At 44.6% G+C, this 18,718-nt stretch carries 15 protein-coding genes; 8 read left to right on the top strand and 7 right to left on the bottom strand.

The features are described 5' to 3' along the window. Positions 1–39: 39 nt before the first annotated feature. The 7 genes from DP923_RS06655 (at position 40) to DP923_RS06685 (ending at position 9,501) form a co-directional block, all read left to right on the top strand. A complete protein-coding gene (locus DP923_RS06655) occupies positions 40–378 on the top strand; it encodes a hypothetical protein (protein WP_112305072.1) in 339 nt (112 codons plus the stop codon). A 344-nt stretch (positions 379–722) separates the two neighbouring features. Then, positions 723–1,811: an efflux RND transporter periplasmic adaptor subunit gene (locus tag DP923_RS06660; RefSeq protein WP_112305073.1), complete on the top strand. Its 1,089-nt coding sequence runs from the start codon at positions 723–725 to the stop codon at positions 1,809–1,811. 25 nt (positions 1,812–1,836) lie between these two features. Next, a complete protein-coding gene (locus DP923_RS06665; protein ID WP_112305074.1) occupies positions 1,837–5,040 on the top strand; it encodes an efflux RND transporter permease subunit in 3,204 nt (1,067 codons plus the stop codon). Beyond that, on the top strand, positions 5,033–6,466 hold the full coding sequence (locus DP923_RS06670) for a TolC family protein (RefSeq protein ID WP_112305075.1): 1,434 nt from the start codon (positions 5,033–5,035) through the stop codon (positions 6,464–6,466). Before DP923_RS06665 ends, DP923_RS06670 begins: the two co-directional genes overlap by 8 nt. Positions 6,467–6,732: 266 nt before the next feature. After that, entirely contained in the window at positions 6,733–7,647 is a 915-nt protein-coding gene (locus tag DP923_RS06675; protein WP_112305601.1) for an alpha/beta hydrolase, read from the top strand. 404 nt (positions 7,648–8,051) lie between these two features. Further along, positions 8,052–8,732: a site-2 protease family protein gene (locus DP923_RS06680; protein WP_112305076.1), complete on the top strand. Its 681-nt coding sequence runs from the start codon at positions 8,052–8,054 to the stop codon at positions 8,730–8,732. Between the two features lie 157 nt (positions 8,733–8,889). After that, positions 8,890–9,501: a MarC family protein gene (locus tag DP923_RS06685; RefSeq protein ID WP_112305077.1), complete on the top strand. Its 612-nt coding sequence runs from the start codon at positions 8,890–8,892 to the stop codon at positions 9,499–9,501. Positions 9,502–9,554: 53 nt separating this feature from the next. Here DP923_RS06685 and DP923_RS06690 read toward each other — a convergent pair whose 3' ends face one another. The 3 genes from DP923_RS06690 to DP923_RS06700 are packed head-to-tail and all read right to left on the bottom strand — an operon-like array spanning position 9,555 to position 13,258. After that, positions 9,555–10,430, bottom strand: a complete 876-nt coding sequence (locus tag DP923_RS06690; RefSeq protein ID WP_112305078.1) for a universal stress protein — start codon at positions 10,428–10,430, stop codon at positions 9,555–9,557. Beyond that, positions 10,427–12,091 (bottom strand): BCCT family transporter, encoded by a 1,665-nt coding sequence (locus DP923_RS06695; protein WP_112305079.1) that lies wholly within the window; start codon positions 12,089–12,091, stop codon positions 10,427–10,429. Before DP923_RS06695 ends, DP923_RS06690 begins: the two co-directional genes overlap by 4 nt. A gap of 18 nt (positions 12,092–12,109) precedes the next feature. Beyond that, positions 12,110–13,258 (bottom strand): hypothetical protein, encoded by a 1,149-nt coding sequence (locus tag DP923_RS06700; protein ID WP_112305602.1) that lies wholly within the window; start codon positions 13,256–13,258, stop codon positions 12,110–12,112. A 252-nt stretch (positions 13,259–13,510) separates the two neighbouring features. On the opposite strand from DP923_RS06700, the gene DP923_RS06705 reads away from it, so the two are divergent. Beyond that, entirely contained in the window at positions 13,511–14,578 is a 1,068-nt protein-coding gene (locus tag DP923_RS06705) for an SDR family oxidoreductase (RefSeq protein WP_112305080.1), read from the top strand. 418 nt (positions 14,579–14,996) lie between these two features. On the opposite strand, the gene DP923_RS06710 is transcribed toward DP923_RS06705, so the two are convergent. The 4 genes from DP923_RS06710 to pxpB are packed head-to-tail and all read right to left on the bottom strand — an operon-like array spanning position 14,997 to position 18,688. Beyond that, a complete protein-coding gene (locus DP923_RS06710; RefSeq protein ID WP_112305081.1) occupies positions 14,997–16,187 on the bottom strand; it encodes an NRAMP family divalent metal transporter in 1,191 nt (396 codons plus the stop codon). Next, positions 16,187–16,987, bottom strand: coding sequence for a LamB/YcsF family protein (locus DP923_RS06715; RefSeq protein ID WP_112305082.1), 801 nt, complete (start codon positions 16,985–16,987; stop codon positions 16,187–16,189). Before DP923_RS06715 ends, DP923_RS06710 begins: the two co-directional genes overlap by 1 nt. After that, positions 16,957–17,964, bottom strand: a complete 1,008-nt coding sequence (locus tag DP923_RS06720; RefSeq protein ID WP_112305083.1) for a 5-oxoprolinase subunit C family protein — start codon at positions 17,962–17,964, stop codon at positions 16,957–16,959. The genes DP923_RS06715 and DP923_RS06720 overlap by 31 nt, the downstream gene beginning before the upstream one ends. Next, positions 17,954–18,688, bottom strand: coding sequence for a 5-oxoprolinase subunit PxpB (gene pxpB / locus DP923_RS06725; RefSeq protein ID WP_239020956.1), 735 nt, complete (start codon positions 18,686–18,688; stop codon positions 17,954–17,956). Before pxpB ends, DP923_RS06720 begins: the two co-directional genes overlap by 11 nt. Positions 18,689–18,718 lie beyond the last annotated feature (30 nt).

An 18,718-nucleotide genomic window follows, 5' to 3' on the forward strand; every position in this document is an offset into this window, starting at 1 on the left:
AAACAAAGACTTGTGAAGCGATTTTTATTTTTTCTGCTTATGCTTATTACCTGCTTTAACCTGGCAGGTGGTTATGCTATTGCAGCATCTGTCATATCGCAGGCAAGCAGTAAGGGTTTAGCGATACAGCCTGGTAGCTCAAATCAACAGATCCTTAAAAAGTCGACGGTAGATCTGCAGGTAGTACAGGTAAACAAAGAAGATTCAGAAAATGATGAGTCGCTTTTTCCTGACCTGAGTCACCTGGCAAACTATCAGGTCTATAGTTATATCCCCGATTTTAAATTACTCAATAAGCACTTTCTGTTGCATTATGGTACATCCATAAAAGATAAAGAGCGTGCTGCCTATATCCTGCATCAAAATTTCCGACTATAATTTTTTTTTCCGGTTGCTACTCCTCCTCTAAGCCTGAACCAAGGCTAATGGCAACTATCCATTCCCGCTTTCTTAAGCGCTAAATTCAATTATCAGATTTTTTTTTAGTTAAGGGTTAACTACTTATCCGGGTAGTTAGTCGCACCATTTTTTATGCCTGAACTGGTAATTCCCAAAGGTATAGCTGTTGCCCTGCAAAAGGTAGTCAAGGTTATTGATTTACACAATGCAGCCCCTCCTGTAAAGAAATCACATGTTATGCACCTTGCTGGTTAATGCAGCCGCCATGTGTGTTGCCATCTAATATCCCTTATAAGTTCAACACCTATCTTTTTTAATTTATTATGAAGAGAATATTCATGCTGATGGGCCTTTGTGCCTTGTTGTGCCATACTGGTTGTACATTTTCAAACGGAGAAGAGAAAAAGGAAAAAGAAACTACGTTTTTGGTTAGCAGTCCGATGAAAATGGATACAACCATTATGGAAGATTATGTGAGCCAGATCCAATCCATACGCCACATCGAGTTAAGAGCGCAGGAGAAAGGCTACCTGCAGAAAATTTTTGTAGACGAAGGGCAGCTTGTAAGAAAAGGGCAATTGCTGTTTCAGGTTATGCCGAACCTGTATGAAGCCGAGCTACAGAAAGCACAGGCAGAAGCCAACTTTGCTAAAATCGAATACCAAAATACGGCTTCGTTAGCCCAAAGAAACATCGTAGCTCCAAGTGAACTGGCTATGGCCAAAGCTAAACTTGATAAGGCAAAAGCGGAAGTTTCACTGGCAAAAGTTCATTTGCAGTTTACCGAGATCAGAGCACCTTTTGATGGTATAATTAATCGTTTTCATGTTAGGCTTGGCAGCCTGGTTGAAGAAGGCGAGTTACTTACTGAGTTATCCGATAACAGTAAAATGTGGGTGTACTACAATGTTCCGGAAGCCAATTACCTGGATTATAAAACTTCGGCAAATAAAGAGGAAATAACAAAGGTAAATCTGGTATTGGCAAATAATAAGCCATTTGATTATCCGGGAATAGTAGAAACTATTGAAGCCGATTTTAACAATGAAACCGGGAATATTGCTTTCAGGGCTACATTTCCTAATCCCAAAGGGCTGTTAAGGCACGGCGAAACCGGTAATATACAAATGCGTGTGCCCCTGAAAGACGCCCTTATTATCCCACAGAAAGCCACCTTCGAAGTTTTGGATAAAAAGTATGTCTTTGTTGTAGGGAAAGACAATGTCTTACGATCGAGGGAAATTACGGTAGCAGCTGAAATGCCGCACATTTATGTGGTAAAAAACGGGTTGGCTGAAAATGATAAGATTCTTCTGGAGGGCTTGCGCCTTGTAGGTGAAAACGAAAAAGTGCATACCAAGTACGTGGAGCCCGGCACGCTCATGTCTCAGCTGGATTTATATGCGGAGTAATTTAAAATCTTAAAAAGCAGCAGACATGTTTAGTAAATTTATAAAAAGGCCCGTATTTGCTATTGTCATATCGGTCATGATTGTTTTTGTAGGGAGCCTGGCTATTAAAAAGTTACCTATCTCTCAGTTCCCTGAAATTGCTCCTACCACTGTAAGTATATTTATTGCTTATCCCGGGTCCAGCGCTGATGTATTGGTGCAATCCACACTGATAACTTTAGAGCAGGCCATTAATGGCGTGGAAGGCATGCGTTATATCGCTACAGATGCCACCAGTGCTGGCGAGGCTACCCTTAAAGTAATCTTTGAACCAGGCACAGATCCCAATGATGCCGTGATACGGGTTAAAACGCGGGTAGATCAGGTAATGCCACTTTTACCGGAACTGGTGCAGCGCGAAGGGGTTGTAATTACGCCTATTCAGCCCAGTATGCTGATGTACGTCAACCTTTACTCTGAAAATAAGAGCATGGACGAAAAATTCCTGTTCAATTACGCCACTGTTAAGATGATCCCCGAAATACAACGGACCAAAGGGGTAGCCAGGGCGCAAATTTTAGGTAGCCGGAGATATGCCATGCGTATTTGGTTAAATCCGGATCGTATGCGCGCTTATAACCTCTCCGTTGAAGAAGTTATGAAAGCGTTAGGCGAGCAAAGTATCATAGGTCGTCCGGGCAGGTTGGGCCAAAGCTCAGGCATTGCTGCCCAGTCGCTTGAATATGTGCTTACTTACAAAGGCAGGTACAACAAACCGGAAGAATATGAAAATATTATTGTTCGGGCTAATGAAGCAGGTGAAAGCATCCATCTGCGCGACATCGCTACGGTAGAACTGGGAAGTGAATTTTTTGATATTTATTCTAACCTGGATGGTAAGCCTTCTGCAGCCATTGTTCTGAAGCAGAACTATGGCAGTAATGCCAGCGATGTAATTGCTGAAGTAAAAGCCAAACTGGAGGAGATGAAATCAACGTTCCCTCCGGGCATGGATTACAAAATCAGCTATGATGTATCGCAATTCCTGGATGCTTCTATTGAGCAGGTACTCCATACTTTGCGCGATGCTTTTATACTTGTTGCTATCGTAGTTTTTATATTCTTAGGCGATTGGCGCTCTACGCTCATTCCGATCCTGGCCGTTCCGGTTTCTTTAGTGGGTGCGTTTTTTGTGATCCAGTTCTTTGGGCTTTCCATCAACTTGGTGACACTTTTTGCACTGGTGTTAGCCATAGGTATAGTAGTAGATGATGCCATTGTAGTGGTGGAAGCTGTGCATGCCAAAATGGAAGAAGAACCACACCTTTCACCTTATAATGCAGTTAAAAAAGTATTAGGTGAGATTAGTGGTGCCATTATCGCCATAACCGCTGTGATGGTATCCGTATTTCTTCCGATCTCTTTTATGTCGGGTCCGGTTGGTACATTTTACCGGCAATTCTCTATTACGATGGCCAGTTCCATTGTAATTTCTGCTGTGATAGCCCTTACACTTACTCCGGTGCTGTGTGCCATGTTGTTAAAGAACAATCATGGGAAACAGAAAAAGAAAAACCTGCTGGCCAAAGCTTTAGATAGCTTTAACAGTGGCTTTGATAAACTCACAGGAAAATACGTCGGGCTGTTAAAATTGATTGTGAGTAGAAGATGGCTCACATTCGGCATACTTCTGGCCTTTGGGGCCGGGATATTTTACGAAAACCTGATCCTTCCTTCCGGATTTATACCTAATGAAGACCAGGGCACTATCTATGCAATTATCCAGACCCCTCCGGGCTCTACCCTCGAAAAAACGAACCAGGTATCCCAAAAGCTTCAGAAAATCTGTGAAGAAATTGAAGGGGTAGAATCAGTGTCTTCTTTGGCTGGATACGAAATCATGACCGAAGGCCGGGGATCTAATGCAGGTACATGCCTTATCAACCTAAAAAACTGGTCTGACCGTGACCATACCGTGAAGGAAATCATGGAAGAACTGGAAGAAAAATCGCATGGGCTGGGAGCTGTCGTAGAATTTTTTGAGCCACCGGCTATTCCTGGGTTTGGTTCTTCGGGCGGATTCTCGATGCGTTTGCTGGATAAAAATACCGATACGGATTACCATGAGTTCGATAGAATTAACCAGGAGTTTATGGATAACCTGGCAAAGCGAAAAGAGCTAACGGGCCTGTTTACATTCTTCGCTGCTAATTATCCGCAGTATGAACTGGAAATAGACAATAGCCTGGCCATGCAAAAAGGAGTTTCTATTGGGGCAGCCATGGAAAACCTCAATATTTTAATCGGTAGTACCTATGAACAAGGCTTTATCAAGTTTGGTCAGTTCTTCAAAGTATACGTGCAGTCTGACCCTAAATTCAGAAGGTTGCCTTCCGATATTTTGAAGCTTTACGTCAAAAACGACCAAGGCGAAATGGTGCCTTATTCGGCTTTCATGAAGCTTAAGAAAACGCAAGGGCCAAACGAAATAACACGTTTCAACTTGTACAATTCGGCAGCCATTCAAGGTCTGCCGGCAAAGGGATATACCACAGCAGATGCCATCGAGGCTATAAAGGAAGTGGCAGCCACTACTTTGCCAAAAGGCTATGATATCGCTTGGGAAGGCCTTTCTTATGATGAATCTACCAGAGGCAATGAGTCGCTTTATGTATTCCTGATTGTATTAGTGTTTGTATACTTTGTGTTAGCAGCCCAATACGAGAGTTTCATAATTCCATTGGCGGTGGTTTTCTCGTTGCCTGTTGGTGTCTTTGGTTCGTTTTTATTACTGAAGCTCATGGGGTTGGAGAACAATATCTATGCGCAGGTCGGACTCATTATGTTAATTGGTTTGCTGGGAAAAAATGCTGTTTTGATTGTGGAGTTTGCCGTTATGAAGCGCCAGCAAGGTGCCTCTATTCTTGATGCCGCCATAGAAGGTGCCAGGGTGCGTTTCCGGCCTATTTTGATGACATCTTTTGCCTTTATTGCTGGTTTGATTCCGTTGATTATTGCTACGGGGGCAGGCGCCATTGGTAACCGTACAATCGGAGCTTCTGCTTTAGGAGGGATGTTATTCGGAACAATTTTCGGCGTAATCATCATCCCGGGGCTATACTATATCTTCGCCCATTTGGCAGATGGTCGCCACCTGATCAAAGATGAAGAGGAATCCCCTTTAACCGAAGATTATGTTCATGCCCTCGACAATTTTCCCCTTACAGTAGAAAGTGAAAACCATGTATAAAAACAGCATATTCAATTGGTTGGGGATAGCTTGCATCGCCTTAACCTATACAGCCTGTAGTTTACCTGCTGTAGTTCAAAGATCGGCTAGTGCGGCTGTACCTGCAAGTTACAATCACTCTCAGGACACCACTAATGTGGCAAAGATTACCTGGAAAGCTTATTTTACCGATACGTACCTGACTAGCCTGATCGACTCCGCATTACAGCGCAACCAGGAACTTAATATTACTTTACAGGAAATCCAGGTTGCACAAAGTGAGGTACGAGCCAGAAAGGGGGAGTACTTACCGTCTGTTGGCATCCAGGCCGGAGCTGGCCTTGACAAGGTAGCCAGATACACCAACATAGGTGCCATGGAAGCTACGACCAATATTGACCGCGAAAAAGAAATGCCGGAACCGCTTCCGGATTTTATGGTAGGAGCTTATGCTAAATGGGAAGTAGATATCTGGCACAAACTGCGCAATGCTAAAAAGGCTTCGGTATTACGGTATCTTTCTTCTGTAGAAGGCAAGAATTTTATGGTGACAAACCTGGTTGCCGAAGTTGCTACATCTTATTACGAATTACTGGCACTCGATAACCAGTTGGAGATAGTAAAACAGAACATCGGTATACAAACCAATGCGCTGGAAATAGTAAAGGCCCAAAAAAAAGCGACCCGGGTGAATGAGCTGGCGGTGCGCAGGTTCGAAGCCCAGGTACTTGGCACCAGAAGTTTACAGTATAACATTCAGCAAAGTATAGTCGAAACTGAGAACAAAATTAATTTCCTGTTGGGCAGATACCCGCAGCCTATCCCCAGAAATTCGCAGGCTTTCAATGATTTTGTTCCTGCAGCAACCCATGCCGGTATTCCGGCACAACTGTTAGAGAGCCGGCCAGATATTAAGCAGGCTGAACTGGATCTGGCTGCAGCTAAACTGGATGTAAAAGTGGCCAAAGCAAATTTCTATCCTTCACTGGGTATAACTGCAGGTTTAGGGATTCAAGCTTTTGATCCGTCTTATCTCCTGAAATCACCGGAATCGTTGCTTTATACGTTGGCCGGAGATCTGACAGCACCATTGCTTAACAGGAATGCGATCAAAGCAACGTATTATACTGCCAATGCAAAACAGTTGCAGGCTGTATACAACTACGAACGTACCGTTTTAAAAGCATATTTAGAGGTAGCAAATCAGTTGGCTAATATAAATAACCTTGAGAGAAGTTATGATCTGAAATCGAAGCAGGTGCAGGCGCTCACACAATCCATTACTATCTCAAATGAGTTGTTTAAATCAGCGCGGGCGGATTACATGGAAGTATTGCTGACGCAACGAGAAGCACTCGAATCGAGGTTCGAACTTATCGAAACTAAAATGCAGCAACTAACTGCGCATGTGGCTATGTACCAGGTATTAGGTGGCGGTTGGAATTGATTACATGCAAAGTTTAAGCTAGAAAGATGAACTCTTTATGAGTAGATCTAAAAAGCCATTTTACATTTTTGTAAAATGGCTTTTTAAATCTTAAGGAATGCAAGTAGCCTGAAATAGCTTAAACTACAACATGCTTCATAAGCAACTGAGGGAAACTGCTAATCCGGAAATTTAGAAATTATAACTATTTTCAAGGCCTGTATGGGAAGTTATTATCTTGAAATCCACTTCTGCAAATACATCCTTCTGTCTGGAATATGCTAAAAATGAAACAAAGCCTCACCTATTATATCACCCTTTCAATCCTTAAGCTGAAAGGTATTAAGAATGACTTTAGTAAAGATCCTATAGATTTCGGAAAAATTAGAAAAGCGGATGTTAAACATCCTACAGGTAAAATTTTAAAACAAAACCAGGTTCGGACATTTCAAATAGCAACTACTCTCATCACAGAACTAAAACAAAAGAATACTTCAGGGGAGTTACTGTTATTTATTCCTGGAGGAGCTTTTATAAGCGGACCTGCAAACCATCATTGGGATACCTTGCACCAAATAATAAAGCAGACCAACCACACCGGTTGGATGTGTGATTATCCAAAAGCGCCTGAACATAAGATTCTAGAAATATCACATAACATCGATTTGGTTTACGAGGCTGCACTAAAAATATACCCATCAAAACAGATTACTTTGATTGGTGATTCTGCAGGAGGAACTTTGATAGCGGCATTAACCCAACGATTAATTCGCGACAAGATAGCATTACCCAAACAACTTATACTTGTCTCCCCGGTAATGCACGCTACTATGTCTAATACCCAGATCAAAGAAATTGAACCAGTTGATCCTATGTTGTCCAGAACAGGAGTATTTAGCGCCAAGAAAATGTGCGCAGACAATGGAAATACAGAACACCCCATGATCTCGCCATTAAACTTGGGCTTTGATGGGTTTCCAAGAACAATACTTTTCCTTGCCGAAAACGACATCACTTACCCCGACCAGTTATTATTCATTCAGAAATTACAGGAAGCGAAAGTGGAAGTTAAAACCTATATTGGTAGCAACATGCCTCATATTTGGCCATTACTTCCGGTAATGAAAGAAGCTAAAGTAGCATTAAGCAAATTAATAAATCACCTAAAGACGAACCTCGCCGAAACCCAATTGGCATTATAATACAGTGAAGTTGAGCCGTTACAAACTCTGTTATTATCCTTATTTCAAGATATGTTTATTTTATGATAAGACAAAAAATGGGTGTTTTGATCCGCCAGCTTAAGCTTGAAGTATAGGTGAATGAAGAATAATTTATTAACTGGATCAGTAGTTTATAAACTTAAGTTTCCCATCAAAAAACTGATTTTGATAAAGGTTATTGAACTGCCGAACAGAATAAGCATTATATTTTTATTATTTCTGCTTCTTTGCTCTTGTTATACTTTATGTAAGGGCATTGTTTGAATGCACTATTACTGATCAGAGCTGTCAGAATAGAATTTTTAAGTATAGGACCTCATCAGTTATTAAAAAAGCAACAAAAAGAAGTATAGTACTTTCTCTTTACCGTATCAGGAAGTATTATGTTTGGAGTAAACGACATACCGAAATTCTTTCTGGCCTTCTTCCTGGTGCTTCCGGTTATTTCGTTTATACACGAGGCTGGGCATGTCTTTTTCGCTTGGCTGATGGGTGGAAGGAGCATTAAAGTTACCGTAGGCAGCGGAGATGTACTGTTTAGAGCCGGAATGCTGGAGGTGCGCAAGTACTATTTCTGGTACGGCCAGTGTTCCTTCGATAACCTAAAGCGCAACCACCATTTGGCTAATATTCTCATCTTTTCAGGTGGCGCACTTTTCAATGCTATAACAACTGTAATTGTTATCTACCTGATAGAGAACCAGACCCTGGACCCTAATATGGCCACGTACCAGTTCACCTATTTCTCGCTTTATTATATGTTTTTCGCGCTTCTGCCAATGCCATACCCAGACGGAAGCTATAGCGACGGCAAAATTATACTTGACCTGATCCGAAACAAAAAACAATCAGGGGAGCAAACGTACCGCGTACAGTGGAACGAAGAACAGAAGCAGTGGTGTGTGCTAAACCATGATGGGGAACTGGTACAGACGTTTGAAGAGGAGGAAAAGGCGCTTGCCAAAGCACATGAAGTAGCCCAAAGCAACCGTCCCAGCCGCTTAGTCAACAGTAAAAATGATAAAGAAGTGGAGGTCCGGAACTATCCAAGAATTCCACTGTAATCCTTAACCTTAAAACCTGAAGTTAAGCTTAAGATGTAGTTTAAAATGCTAGCTTCCTGCCATACCGGCTTTGCTAATCCTAAACAAAATTACGCTTCTAAAAACTTATTTCCGTAAAGTTCTATAGAGACTAGATTACAAACTTATACTTCTGTTTATGATTGCAGCTATTTTCAGTTTCCTGGTTATGCTGAACCCTTTTGCGCTTTTCCTATACCTCAAGCCTGTGATGAACGATCTGTCGGATGCAGATTTCCGGTCTGTATTTTTGAAAGCATCCATGATCTCATTCTTTATATTTCTGACTTTTTTGCTTTTTGGCGACATCGTTTTCCAACAGGTGTTTCGCATTAACTTCGAGTCCTTTCGGATCTTTGGCGGAATCGTACTCTTTTCTTTTGCCTATATTTTTATTGTGCAGGGTAAAAAAGGTTTTATTCAGATCAAAGGCGACCTGCATGATCTGGCGTCGGAGATTGCCTTGCCGTTTATGGTGGGTGCAGGCACGATATCGCTTACTGTGCTCATGGCGGAGCAGCTGGTGCTATGGGAAGGTATACTGTCGCTGGCAATCATCATGCTCATTAACGTTGCTATTATCATGGGCATGAAAAACATACGCCGCGGCATGCGTTCCAAAAAGCTACAGATCGCTTTTGACAAGAATATGGAACTCCTGCTGCGCATCAACGGCTTTTTTCTGGGAGCAATAGGTGTAGACATGGTGGTGACAGGAATAGGAAATCTGGTGTCAGCGGGGGTGGTATAAGAGCACTTGACTGTCCTGCTTTTTTCTAATTCCTGTCACAGCTTTGGTTTAACTTATTGAATGGCATCCTCTGAGTACACCAGCCAAAGCGGTACATGGATATCGGTGTTATACAATTCGGTCGGGACACTGCCTAGGCTAAGCGTTGGCAACGGGTTGTTCCCCTTCAGGCCCAGTACCAGCAGGTCGTGATTGCCTTTTTCCAGGTGCAGGATTATACGCTCTGCTATACTCTTATTGGCAGCCCTTACCAAAGTATAAGGAACACTACTCATCTCCTGGTGTCGTTTTTGCAGTTCGGCAAACTTGCTTTTTACCACTTCTTCCGCTTTTTTAACGGCTTTCTCTTGCGATATCAACGGGAAAAACTGCCTTGGCAAGCGATACACATGCATAATCTCCAGCTGAAGCCTTAGTTGGTCCGACAGATTTTTACTTAGCCTGAGCGCATGCTCTGAGGTATCCGAAAAGTCTATCGGCACCAGCACTTTTTGTATGTTGAAACGGGCTGTTTCAGGGAACACAAGCACGCTGCACGGCAGAATACGTAATAATTTTGTACCTAGAGCACCCGTACTTTTGTCGCTCATCTTCTTGCCAAGCACAGTAAGTTTGATTTTGTAGCGCTTTACCAGGTCGGCCAGTATAACTTCTGTGTTCGGCTCTTCGCTAACAAGGATTTCATGCTCGCATCCACCTTCAAAGTGTTCGGCTACAATGTCCTGTATATTGCCCTCAATTTCGCTGGCAAGGTCCACATCTCCGAACCATTCTTTAAAGTCATCGCTCAGCTCGTATACTTTGATGTTGTGTACAAAGTATACTTTCCGTATTTCCATGCGGTCACAGATAGAGCGTGCAAAGGCAACCAGTTTTTCGTCTATGTCGCTAAGGTCAAGGCAGACCATCATGGCATCAATCTTAATCATAGTGCATCAGGGTTAGGGGATGTAGAGTTATCTTTTCTTGCTCCGGTAGTTCCAGTGTCCTGTTTCATGGCACGCTTGGCGAGCATTTCACCAACAAGCTGCTGATATGCTTTCCGTTGTTGTGCTTTGCCTAGTTTTGATTCTTCTGCGGCTTCCTCGTCAAGGCCCCGGTACAGGCTGTAACACATCAGCAAAAGTATGATGGCAAAAGGAAGCCCCGTGATGATAACAGCCGTTTGTAATGCTTGCAAGCCCCCGCCAAGAAGGAGCACAGCAGCAACAGCGCCACCTGCCAATGCCCAGAAAACGCGTAGGCCTACTGATGGGTTGGGGTTACCGCCAGAGGTAAGGCTTACGACAACCAATGAGCCGGAGTCGGAGGAGGTCACAAAAAAACCTGCTACTAAAATTACCCCGACCACGGAAAGTACAGTAGAGAAGGGCAGTTGTTCGAAGAAGACAAACAGGGCAGTAGACATATCCGCAGCTACAGCATTGGCTATTGTTGCATCACCTGCCAGTGTTTCGCGAAGCGCTGTGCTGCCGAAGGCGGTCATCCAAAGGAAGGAGAGAAGCGTCGGGGCGATCAACACGCCAAGTACAAACTCTTTAATGGTCCTGCCTTTGGAAACCCGGGCAATGAAAATACCTACAAACGGAGCCCATGAGATCCACCAGGCCCAGTAGAAAACTGTCCAGGAGCCCTGCCAGTTGTTAGATGAGTAAGCCTCGTTCCAGAAGGAGAGCTGCATGAAGTTACCGATATAGGAGCCGGTGTTCTGCACATAGGAACCAAGTATAAATACCGTCGGCCCCAGCACCAGCACCGCCACCAGTACAAACAGGGCAATGCGAATGTTCCACTCGCTCAAAATGCGTACGCCTTTATCTACACCAGTTACCACTGAGATCGTGGCGATACCCGTGATAACGGCTATAAGTATGATCTGCGTAGTGATATTATTTACGATAGCGGGGAATACGTGATGTAGCCCGGCCGCCACCTGCTGCACCCCAAGTCCCAGCGAGGTAGCCAGACCGAAAAGCGTGGCAATTACAGCCAAGGTATCGATCACGTGCCCAATTACGCCATGAATCCGCTCGCCCAAAAAAGGGTAAAACGCCGAGCGCACAGTTAAAGGCAGCTGACGGTTATATGTAAAGAAAGCCAGCGCCAGCGCCACCAGCGCATAAATAGCCCAGGCGTGCAATCCCCAATGCAGGAATGTGAAGTTCATGGCTTGCCTTGCCGCGGCGGGTGTGCCAGGCTCCCCGAGCGGGGGTGTTTGAAAGTGGTTGATGGGCTCAGCAATACTCCAGAAAAGCAGGCCTATCCCCATACCTGCACTGAAAAGCATGGCAAACCAGGCCGAGGTGGTGAATTCTGGCTTAGCGTCCTTGCCTCCCAAACGAATCGTGCCAAATCTGCTGAAGGCTATGTACAGGCAGAAAGCCACAAAGAGGTTTACGCTAAGTATAAATAGCCAGCCCATACTTGAAGTTACGGCTACTTGCACCTCACTGAAAAATACTTCGGCACTCTCCCGGAAAATAAGTACCAATGCGATGCTGATCACCAGAAATGTAATAGACGACCAAAATACAGGACCATTTACCTCCAGTCCCAACGATTTGTGTGTGTTACTTCTTACTTTACTCATATATATTGTGTTAAAGAATCAGAAATAGTATCCCATGTTTATATTAAAACGCATGTGCCAGTCTGTGTCCCCGGTTGTGCCTGATGCAAGTGCGTTTGCCCACTCGGGGCCAAGCCAGGGTTGGTTGTAGCCAAAAGCCGCATCGGTGTAGATGTACATGGGCCCGGCGGTCCAAAGTGCACCCAGTACATTCATATGCGTGTTCTCAAAACCGCTGACACGCTTGTTGTAGTAGCCATAGTTGTTATAGAAGGTGATCCCCTGCAGCAGGCGCGTGTCGATTGGGACGTGATAGGCTATGTTGGCGGTATACATCTCGCCTCTGTTGGCCACATTGTAATTTGCACCGTAGGCTCCCATCTCCACAAAGTCCAGTTCTGCCCCGGCAGCATATTCAGGATTTATATTGTAGAGCATAGCCTGCAACTTCACGTTCCAGGGGCTGTGGGTAGGTTTATACTCATAGTGTATGGCAGCGGCGTACCTGGTGCCATTACGCTCCGTATCCAGGTTGTAAAGCAGCCCGCCCTGAAGGGAAGCGCCGAGCTCATGGGCAAGGCTATCGTCCAGACGACGAACCAGCTTAAAGTTTAGTTGATTGTTTTCTTTGTTGCGCCCGGTAATATCGTAGGAGTAGCGGTTGGGGCTGGCCTCTTCTGAACTGAACACAAACTCCTCGGCACTTTTATAGTAGGCGGCCTGCCATTGCCATTGACCGCTGTCGTGTATGTACTTTACCCCCATGTCATGGTCATCTTCGAAACCAGCATAATAAGTGATGTTAAAAAACCAGTTGTTGGAGTTGTACTGCTGTATACCGAAGGGCACCTGGTTCAGACCAACCTGTAGCTGCGACCTTTCCGAGAAATCGTACTGGAACCAGCCCTGCTTCAGGAAACCGCCACCAAAAGCCTGCGAATACTGCCTGAATTCGGCAATCAGTTTAATGCCCTTGTACGCCGACTCCACATTAAGCCGGAACATATCATAGCCAAAGTCGCCGCCCCGCTCCACCTGATCATCTTTCCAGGTGGATAGGTTATAGTTAAAGCGCAAGGCCCCGCCTATCTTCAAGGTCGGTTTCTCTTCGGGCTTTTCTTCCGGGTATTGTGCGTAACATAAGGTGCTGATGAAACAGGCAATGAACAGTAAAAGTGTTCTTATCATGTAAATAACGTGGTAACACATCTGGAATCCTTCATAAGTTGGACGGGTTTAAAACTGAAATGTTGCCCAGAGGAAGCATTTCGCTTTTTACTTACATCCACTGGGAGGTAATTTTTTGAGCAAGGTGTAATCCAGGTAGAAAAACCCTTCGCGCTTATAAAGAAATTATCATCAGGCTGTTTTGCATTTAGCTCTTAGGAACAAAATGCCGTACCTATAAGCTTTAAATGAATTTAAACAAGTAGTTAAAGTATGAACAGAATAGCTTTAGTAGTAGGTGTAAGCGGGATAACGGGCAGCAACCTTGCAGAAGAGCTTGTTAAAGAAGGATGGATTACCTATGGGCTGGCCAGAAACCCTAACATTAGCTTGGAAGGTTTACAGCCAGTTGCCGCAGATCTGCTCCGCCCAGAAAGCTTGTCTGTCGCCCTTGCCGATGTTGCTCCTACGCATGTGTTTTTCACCAGCTGGATGCGCATGGAAACGGAAGCAGAAAACATTAAAGTGAATGCGGCAATGGTTCGCAACCTGCTGGATGCTTTGGCTCCGAAGCAATCGGTGCAGCACGTGGCACTTGTAACAGGACTCAAGCATTACCTGGGGCCTTTCGAGGCATATGCCAAAGAAGGGTTTCTGCCTGAAACGCCTCTGCGTGAGGAGCAGCCCCGGCTGGATATAGAGAATTTTTATTATGCACAGGAAGATGAAGTGTACGCCGCTGCCGCCCGTGATGGCTTCACCTGGAGTATTCACCGACCGCACACAGTGATTGGAAAGGCTGTAGGCAACCAAATGAATTTGGGCACTACCCTGGCCGTCTACGCTACTATTTGCAAGGAGACGGATCGTCCTTTTAAGTTTCCAGGGTCTGAGGCACAGTGGAACGGGCTGTCGGATGTGACCGACGTAAGGGTGCTGGCCAAGCACCTGGTGTGGGCAGCAACCACGCAAGAAGCTAAAAACAAGGCTTTCAATGTTGTTAACGGTGAATTCTTTCGATGGAAGTGGCTTTGGCAACGATTGGCCGATTGGTTCAACGTTGAGCCTGTGGGCTTTGATGGCACCATTCATCCTCTTGAAGGCGAAATGGCGCAGGACGGTACTTTGTGGCGTGAGATTGCTGAGCGTTACAAGCTGGTTGAGCCGGACCTGAGCCGACTCGCTTCGCCCTGGCACACTGATCTTGATTTGGGACGGCCTATTGAGGTAATGACCGACATGTCTAAGAGTCGCAAGTTAGGATTCCTGGTTTACCAAAACACCGAAGAGTCATTCTTCGACCTGTTCACGCAACTGCGCCATGATCAGTTGATCCCCTGACACTCTTTTATTACGTAATACTGGTATCAGCATCTAGAAAGAAGGTGGAAAGACTTTGTCCTGTTTTAAATATGGGAAATAGTATAGATTTTTTAGCTGTATTGCTGTAGCAAAGTACAAATAGACTCACAACCTTTATGATCCAACTAAAACCAAAAGAAATAAATTGAGTTTTATCGAATTAAATAAGCCGTTCCATTTTACATGAAGCGGCTTTTTTTATGGAAGACAGAAGGATTGAATTGTCAAACTTTATTCACATTGATTTAACTACTTTGGGTGAGCATTTATAGTTGAGATATTAAAGATATTAAAGAAATAAATGATTGACTATGGGCTGGGCTATTGATAGAAGAAGCTGACCTAGGGGGCATTATAGTAAGTTGTTCTTTCAACTGCTTCTCAGTGGTTATTCTTGTTATGAGAAAAGCGCCGGAAGCTGTTTTAACAATGTATAGCCCCCCATCCAGGCCATTAAGAGCACTACAAATACGCCGAAAATAGTAAGCCAAACCGGATGTTTGTAATCCCCGACAATTTTTGTTTTATGTGCCGCGATAAGAATGGTGCCCAATGTTATCGGTAAAATAAGCCCGTTTAACGAGCCAGCAAGTATAAGCAGCTGTACCGGCCGGCCTATGGTTACAAAGATGATCGTAGACAAAAATATAAAGGCTATGATCACCCAGTTCTCATACCGATCAATATTTTTATTAAAAGACTTGATAAACGAAACCGAAGTATAAGCCGAGCCAATAACGGAGGTAACAGCAGCCGATAACATCACAATGCCAAATAATTTATACCCTACCTTTCCAGCTGCCAATTGAAACACGGAAGCAGGTGGATTGCTTTCATCCAACAAAAGACCTTTCGAAATTATGCCAAGCGCAGCCAGGAAAAGGAAGACCCGGATGATGGAAGCAACTGTGATACCTGATACCGCACTGGTAGTCACTTCTGGTAAAGCAGCTTTCCCTTTTATACCTGCATCGAGCAGGCGATGCCCTCCGGCAAAAGTTATGTAACCGCCTACAGTACCCCCAACTAAAGTAATGATGGCCATCACATCTATTTCTTCGGGTACAAAAGTGCGCAAAACAGCTTCTCCAATAGGAGGGGATGAGCTGATGGCCACATACACTATCAGCAGGATCATGAGCAGGCCCATCACCTGTACAAATCTATCCATCACCTTACCAGCCTCTTTTATCAGGAAAATGCCTACTGAAATACCAGCTGCCAGTATAGCACCAGCCTCAGCTGAAATGCCGAACAATACATTAAAGCCCAGCCCGGCCCCGCCCACATTTCCAATATTAAATGCCAGTCCGCCTAAAACTATAAGTATAGCTATACTTAAACCAAGCCCCGGAAGTACAGCATCGGCGATGTCCTGTGCCCGTTTTTCTGACACTGCAATTACACGCCACACATTTAACTGCACACCTATATCCAGTATAATAGAGATAAGTATAACAAAGCCAAAACTGGCAGCCAGCGTCTGCGTGAATACAGTAGTTTGTGTCAGGAAGCCGGGGCCAACGGCAGAAGTAGCCATCAAAAAAGCAGCACCTAACAGCACGCTCCGGTTTTTAATTTTTTTCATCAGCTTTTGATTGGCTGTACGACTATACTTTCGTTTTCAAGTGTTTGCCGAATAAAGCGGGCAAATGCCAGGGCATGTGGCCCATCACCATGTATGCAAACAGTATCTGCCTGTATGGTAAACTCAGTACCTTGCTGCGAAAGCACTTTACCTTCCTTTACCATTCTGATCACCTGTTTAACCGCCTCATTTTGATCTGTTATCAGTGCGTTGGGTAACCTGCGTGAGGTGAGGGTTCCATCTTGTTGATAGGTTCTGTCAGCAAATACCTCATTGGCAGTTCTCAGTCCTACGTTTTTTCCCGCTTTGGTGAGTGCACTACCAGCCAGTCCATACAGCACAGCCTCGGGGCATACCTTATAAACTGCTTCTGCAATTGCTTCCGAAAGACCTGCACTTAATGCAGCCATATTATAAAGTGCCCCATGTGGTTTTACATGATGTAACTTTCCGCCTGCCGCTTTTACAAATCCATTGAGCGCACCTACCTGGTATACAACCATATCGAAAGCTTCCTGGTGCGTAATCGTCATTTCACGGCGGCCAAAGCCTACGAGGTCAGGTAACCCCGGATGAGCACCAATGGCTACGTTCTTTGCCAAGGCAAGTGCTACCGTTTTTCGCATAATGGCAGGGTTGCCCGCATGGTAGCCACAGGCTATATTTGCTGAAGATACATGATCAAGTATAGCCTCGTCATTTCCTAAAGTATAAATGCCATAACTTTCACCCATATCGCAGTTAAGGTCTACGGTGAGGTGCCCGGTATCTAGTGGTTTATTTTGAATTGCAGTGCCCATTTCAGCTGTTCTATTTTCTGTTCCTGTTCTATGAATAATTGTTGTGCCTTTTCCAGTGTTGTTTCCTCAAATCGGATGAACTTACCCGGTTGTACTTGTGCCAGTTGAGATAGATCAGCTGTAATAACCTGCGCAATGCGCGGGTAGCCGCCGGTGGTCTGGTGATCAGCCATCAGTATGATAAGTTGGCCTTGAGCAGGTACCTGTATTGTACCAAACGTAACAGCACTTGAGAGCATTTCTTTGTTTTCGGTAAGTGAAAGTGGCATGCCCTGCAAGCGGTAACCCATTCGGTCTGATGCTGTTGTTATCATAAACTTCTCGGTCCAGAGGTACTCCTGACTGCTACTGGGAAATAACTCATAGTCTGGGCCTTTTACCGCGCGTATAGTTGAGTTATGTTCATAAGTGGGGTAAAGTTCAGGAGATGGTGACCAGGTAGTTTGAGCATAATCACCAATACCTATAGTTTCCTGTAATTGCTCCCAATGGAGTTTCGGATTTCCTACTGGTTTGCAACATGTCAGTATATCGCCAGTCTGCAACGCTCTGCCTTTAAAACCGCCAATGCCAGCACGTAAATAAGTGGCATAACTTCCCATTATTTCCGGAACATCAAAACCTCCTCCTACTGCTATGTAGGCGCGGCAGCCGCGCACTGGGGCACCAAAGGCAAGAGTGCTGTTTCGCTTCACTAAAGTAGGCCGCCAAAGTTTTACAGGTTTTCCGTTTATACTCGGCGATAGATCAGCACCGGTAATGGCAATCAGGCAATCTGCTTCAAAATATAAGGTTGGTCCAAGTAGGGTAACTTCGAGAGCGGCTGCTTGCTGGTCATTTCCGATTAAAAGGTTAGCAATGCGAATGGCTACTTCGTCCATGGCGCCACTTACCATAATGCCCTCTTTCTGGTAACCGTATCTGCCTGTGTCCTGGATGGTAGAGAGGAGGCCGGGCTTAAGCACTTTAATACTCATGTTGCTGCTCCTTTCGCTGTAGAAATTCTTTTGGAGTAATGGCTGCAAACTTTACCCTATCGCCGGCCTGTAGCAGGCTGGGTTGTTTAATGCTAGGGTTGAAGAGTAAAAGGGGCGTTCTTCCTATAAGTTGCCATCCTCCGGGAGTTTCTATAGAATAAATGCCGGTTTGCTTGCCGGCAATGCCTACTGAGCCTGCAGGAATAACTGCTCGTGGTGTTTCTTTACGAGGTGTTGCAATTTGTTCATCCAGGCCACCTAGGTAAGGGAAACCAGGCGCAAAACCAATCATATATACCTGGTAGCTGCCACTTGTATGTACAGAGATAACTTCTTCCGGAGTTAGTTGATTATGCCTGGCAACAAACGCAAGGTCTGGGCCATAATCTCCTCCATAACACACAGGTATTATTACTTCACGTGAAGTATAAGTCTGCGTAGCAACGCTGCAGAGAAGCAACGCATTTTGTAATATGATCAGGACATGTGCATACGGATCTTGCCTGCCCTGACGGGAGAGTGCTACAGGGTTGTAATAGATAGTTACCGTAGTATAAGCCGGTACATACTCTATTAACCCTGTAAAGGGATGGCACTCCAGGTAATGTGCAAAATTTTGAACCCGAGTATAAGTCGCCAGGTTAATATCGTCTCCAAACTGTACTACAATAGCTGCATCACCGAGCGGGTAAATCTGCAGGTAGTCCAGGTTCAGGTCTTTCATAGGTTAGGCTGGCTTATTCCCAAATCGTTA

The sequence above is a fragment of the Pontibacter arcticus genome (assembly GCF_003284895.1).
Taxonomy (GTDB): Bacteria; Bacteroidota; Bacteroidia; order Cytophagales; family Hymenobacteraceae; genus Pontibacter; species Pontibacter arcticus.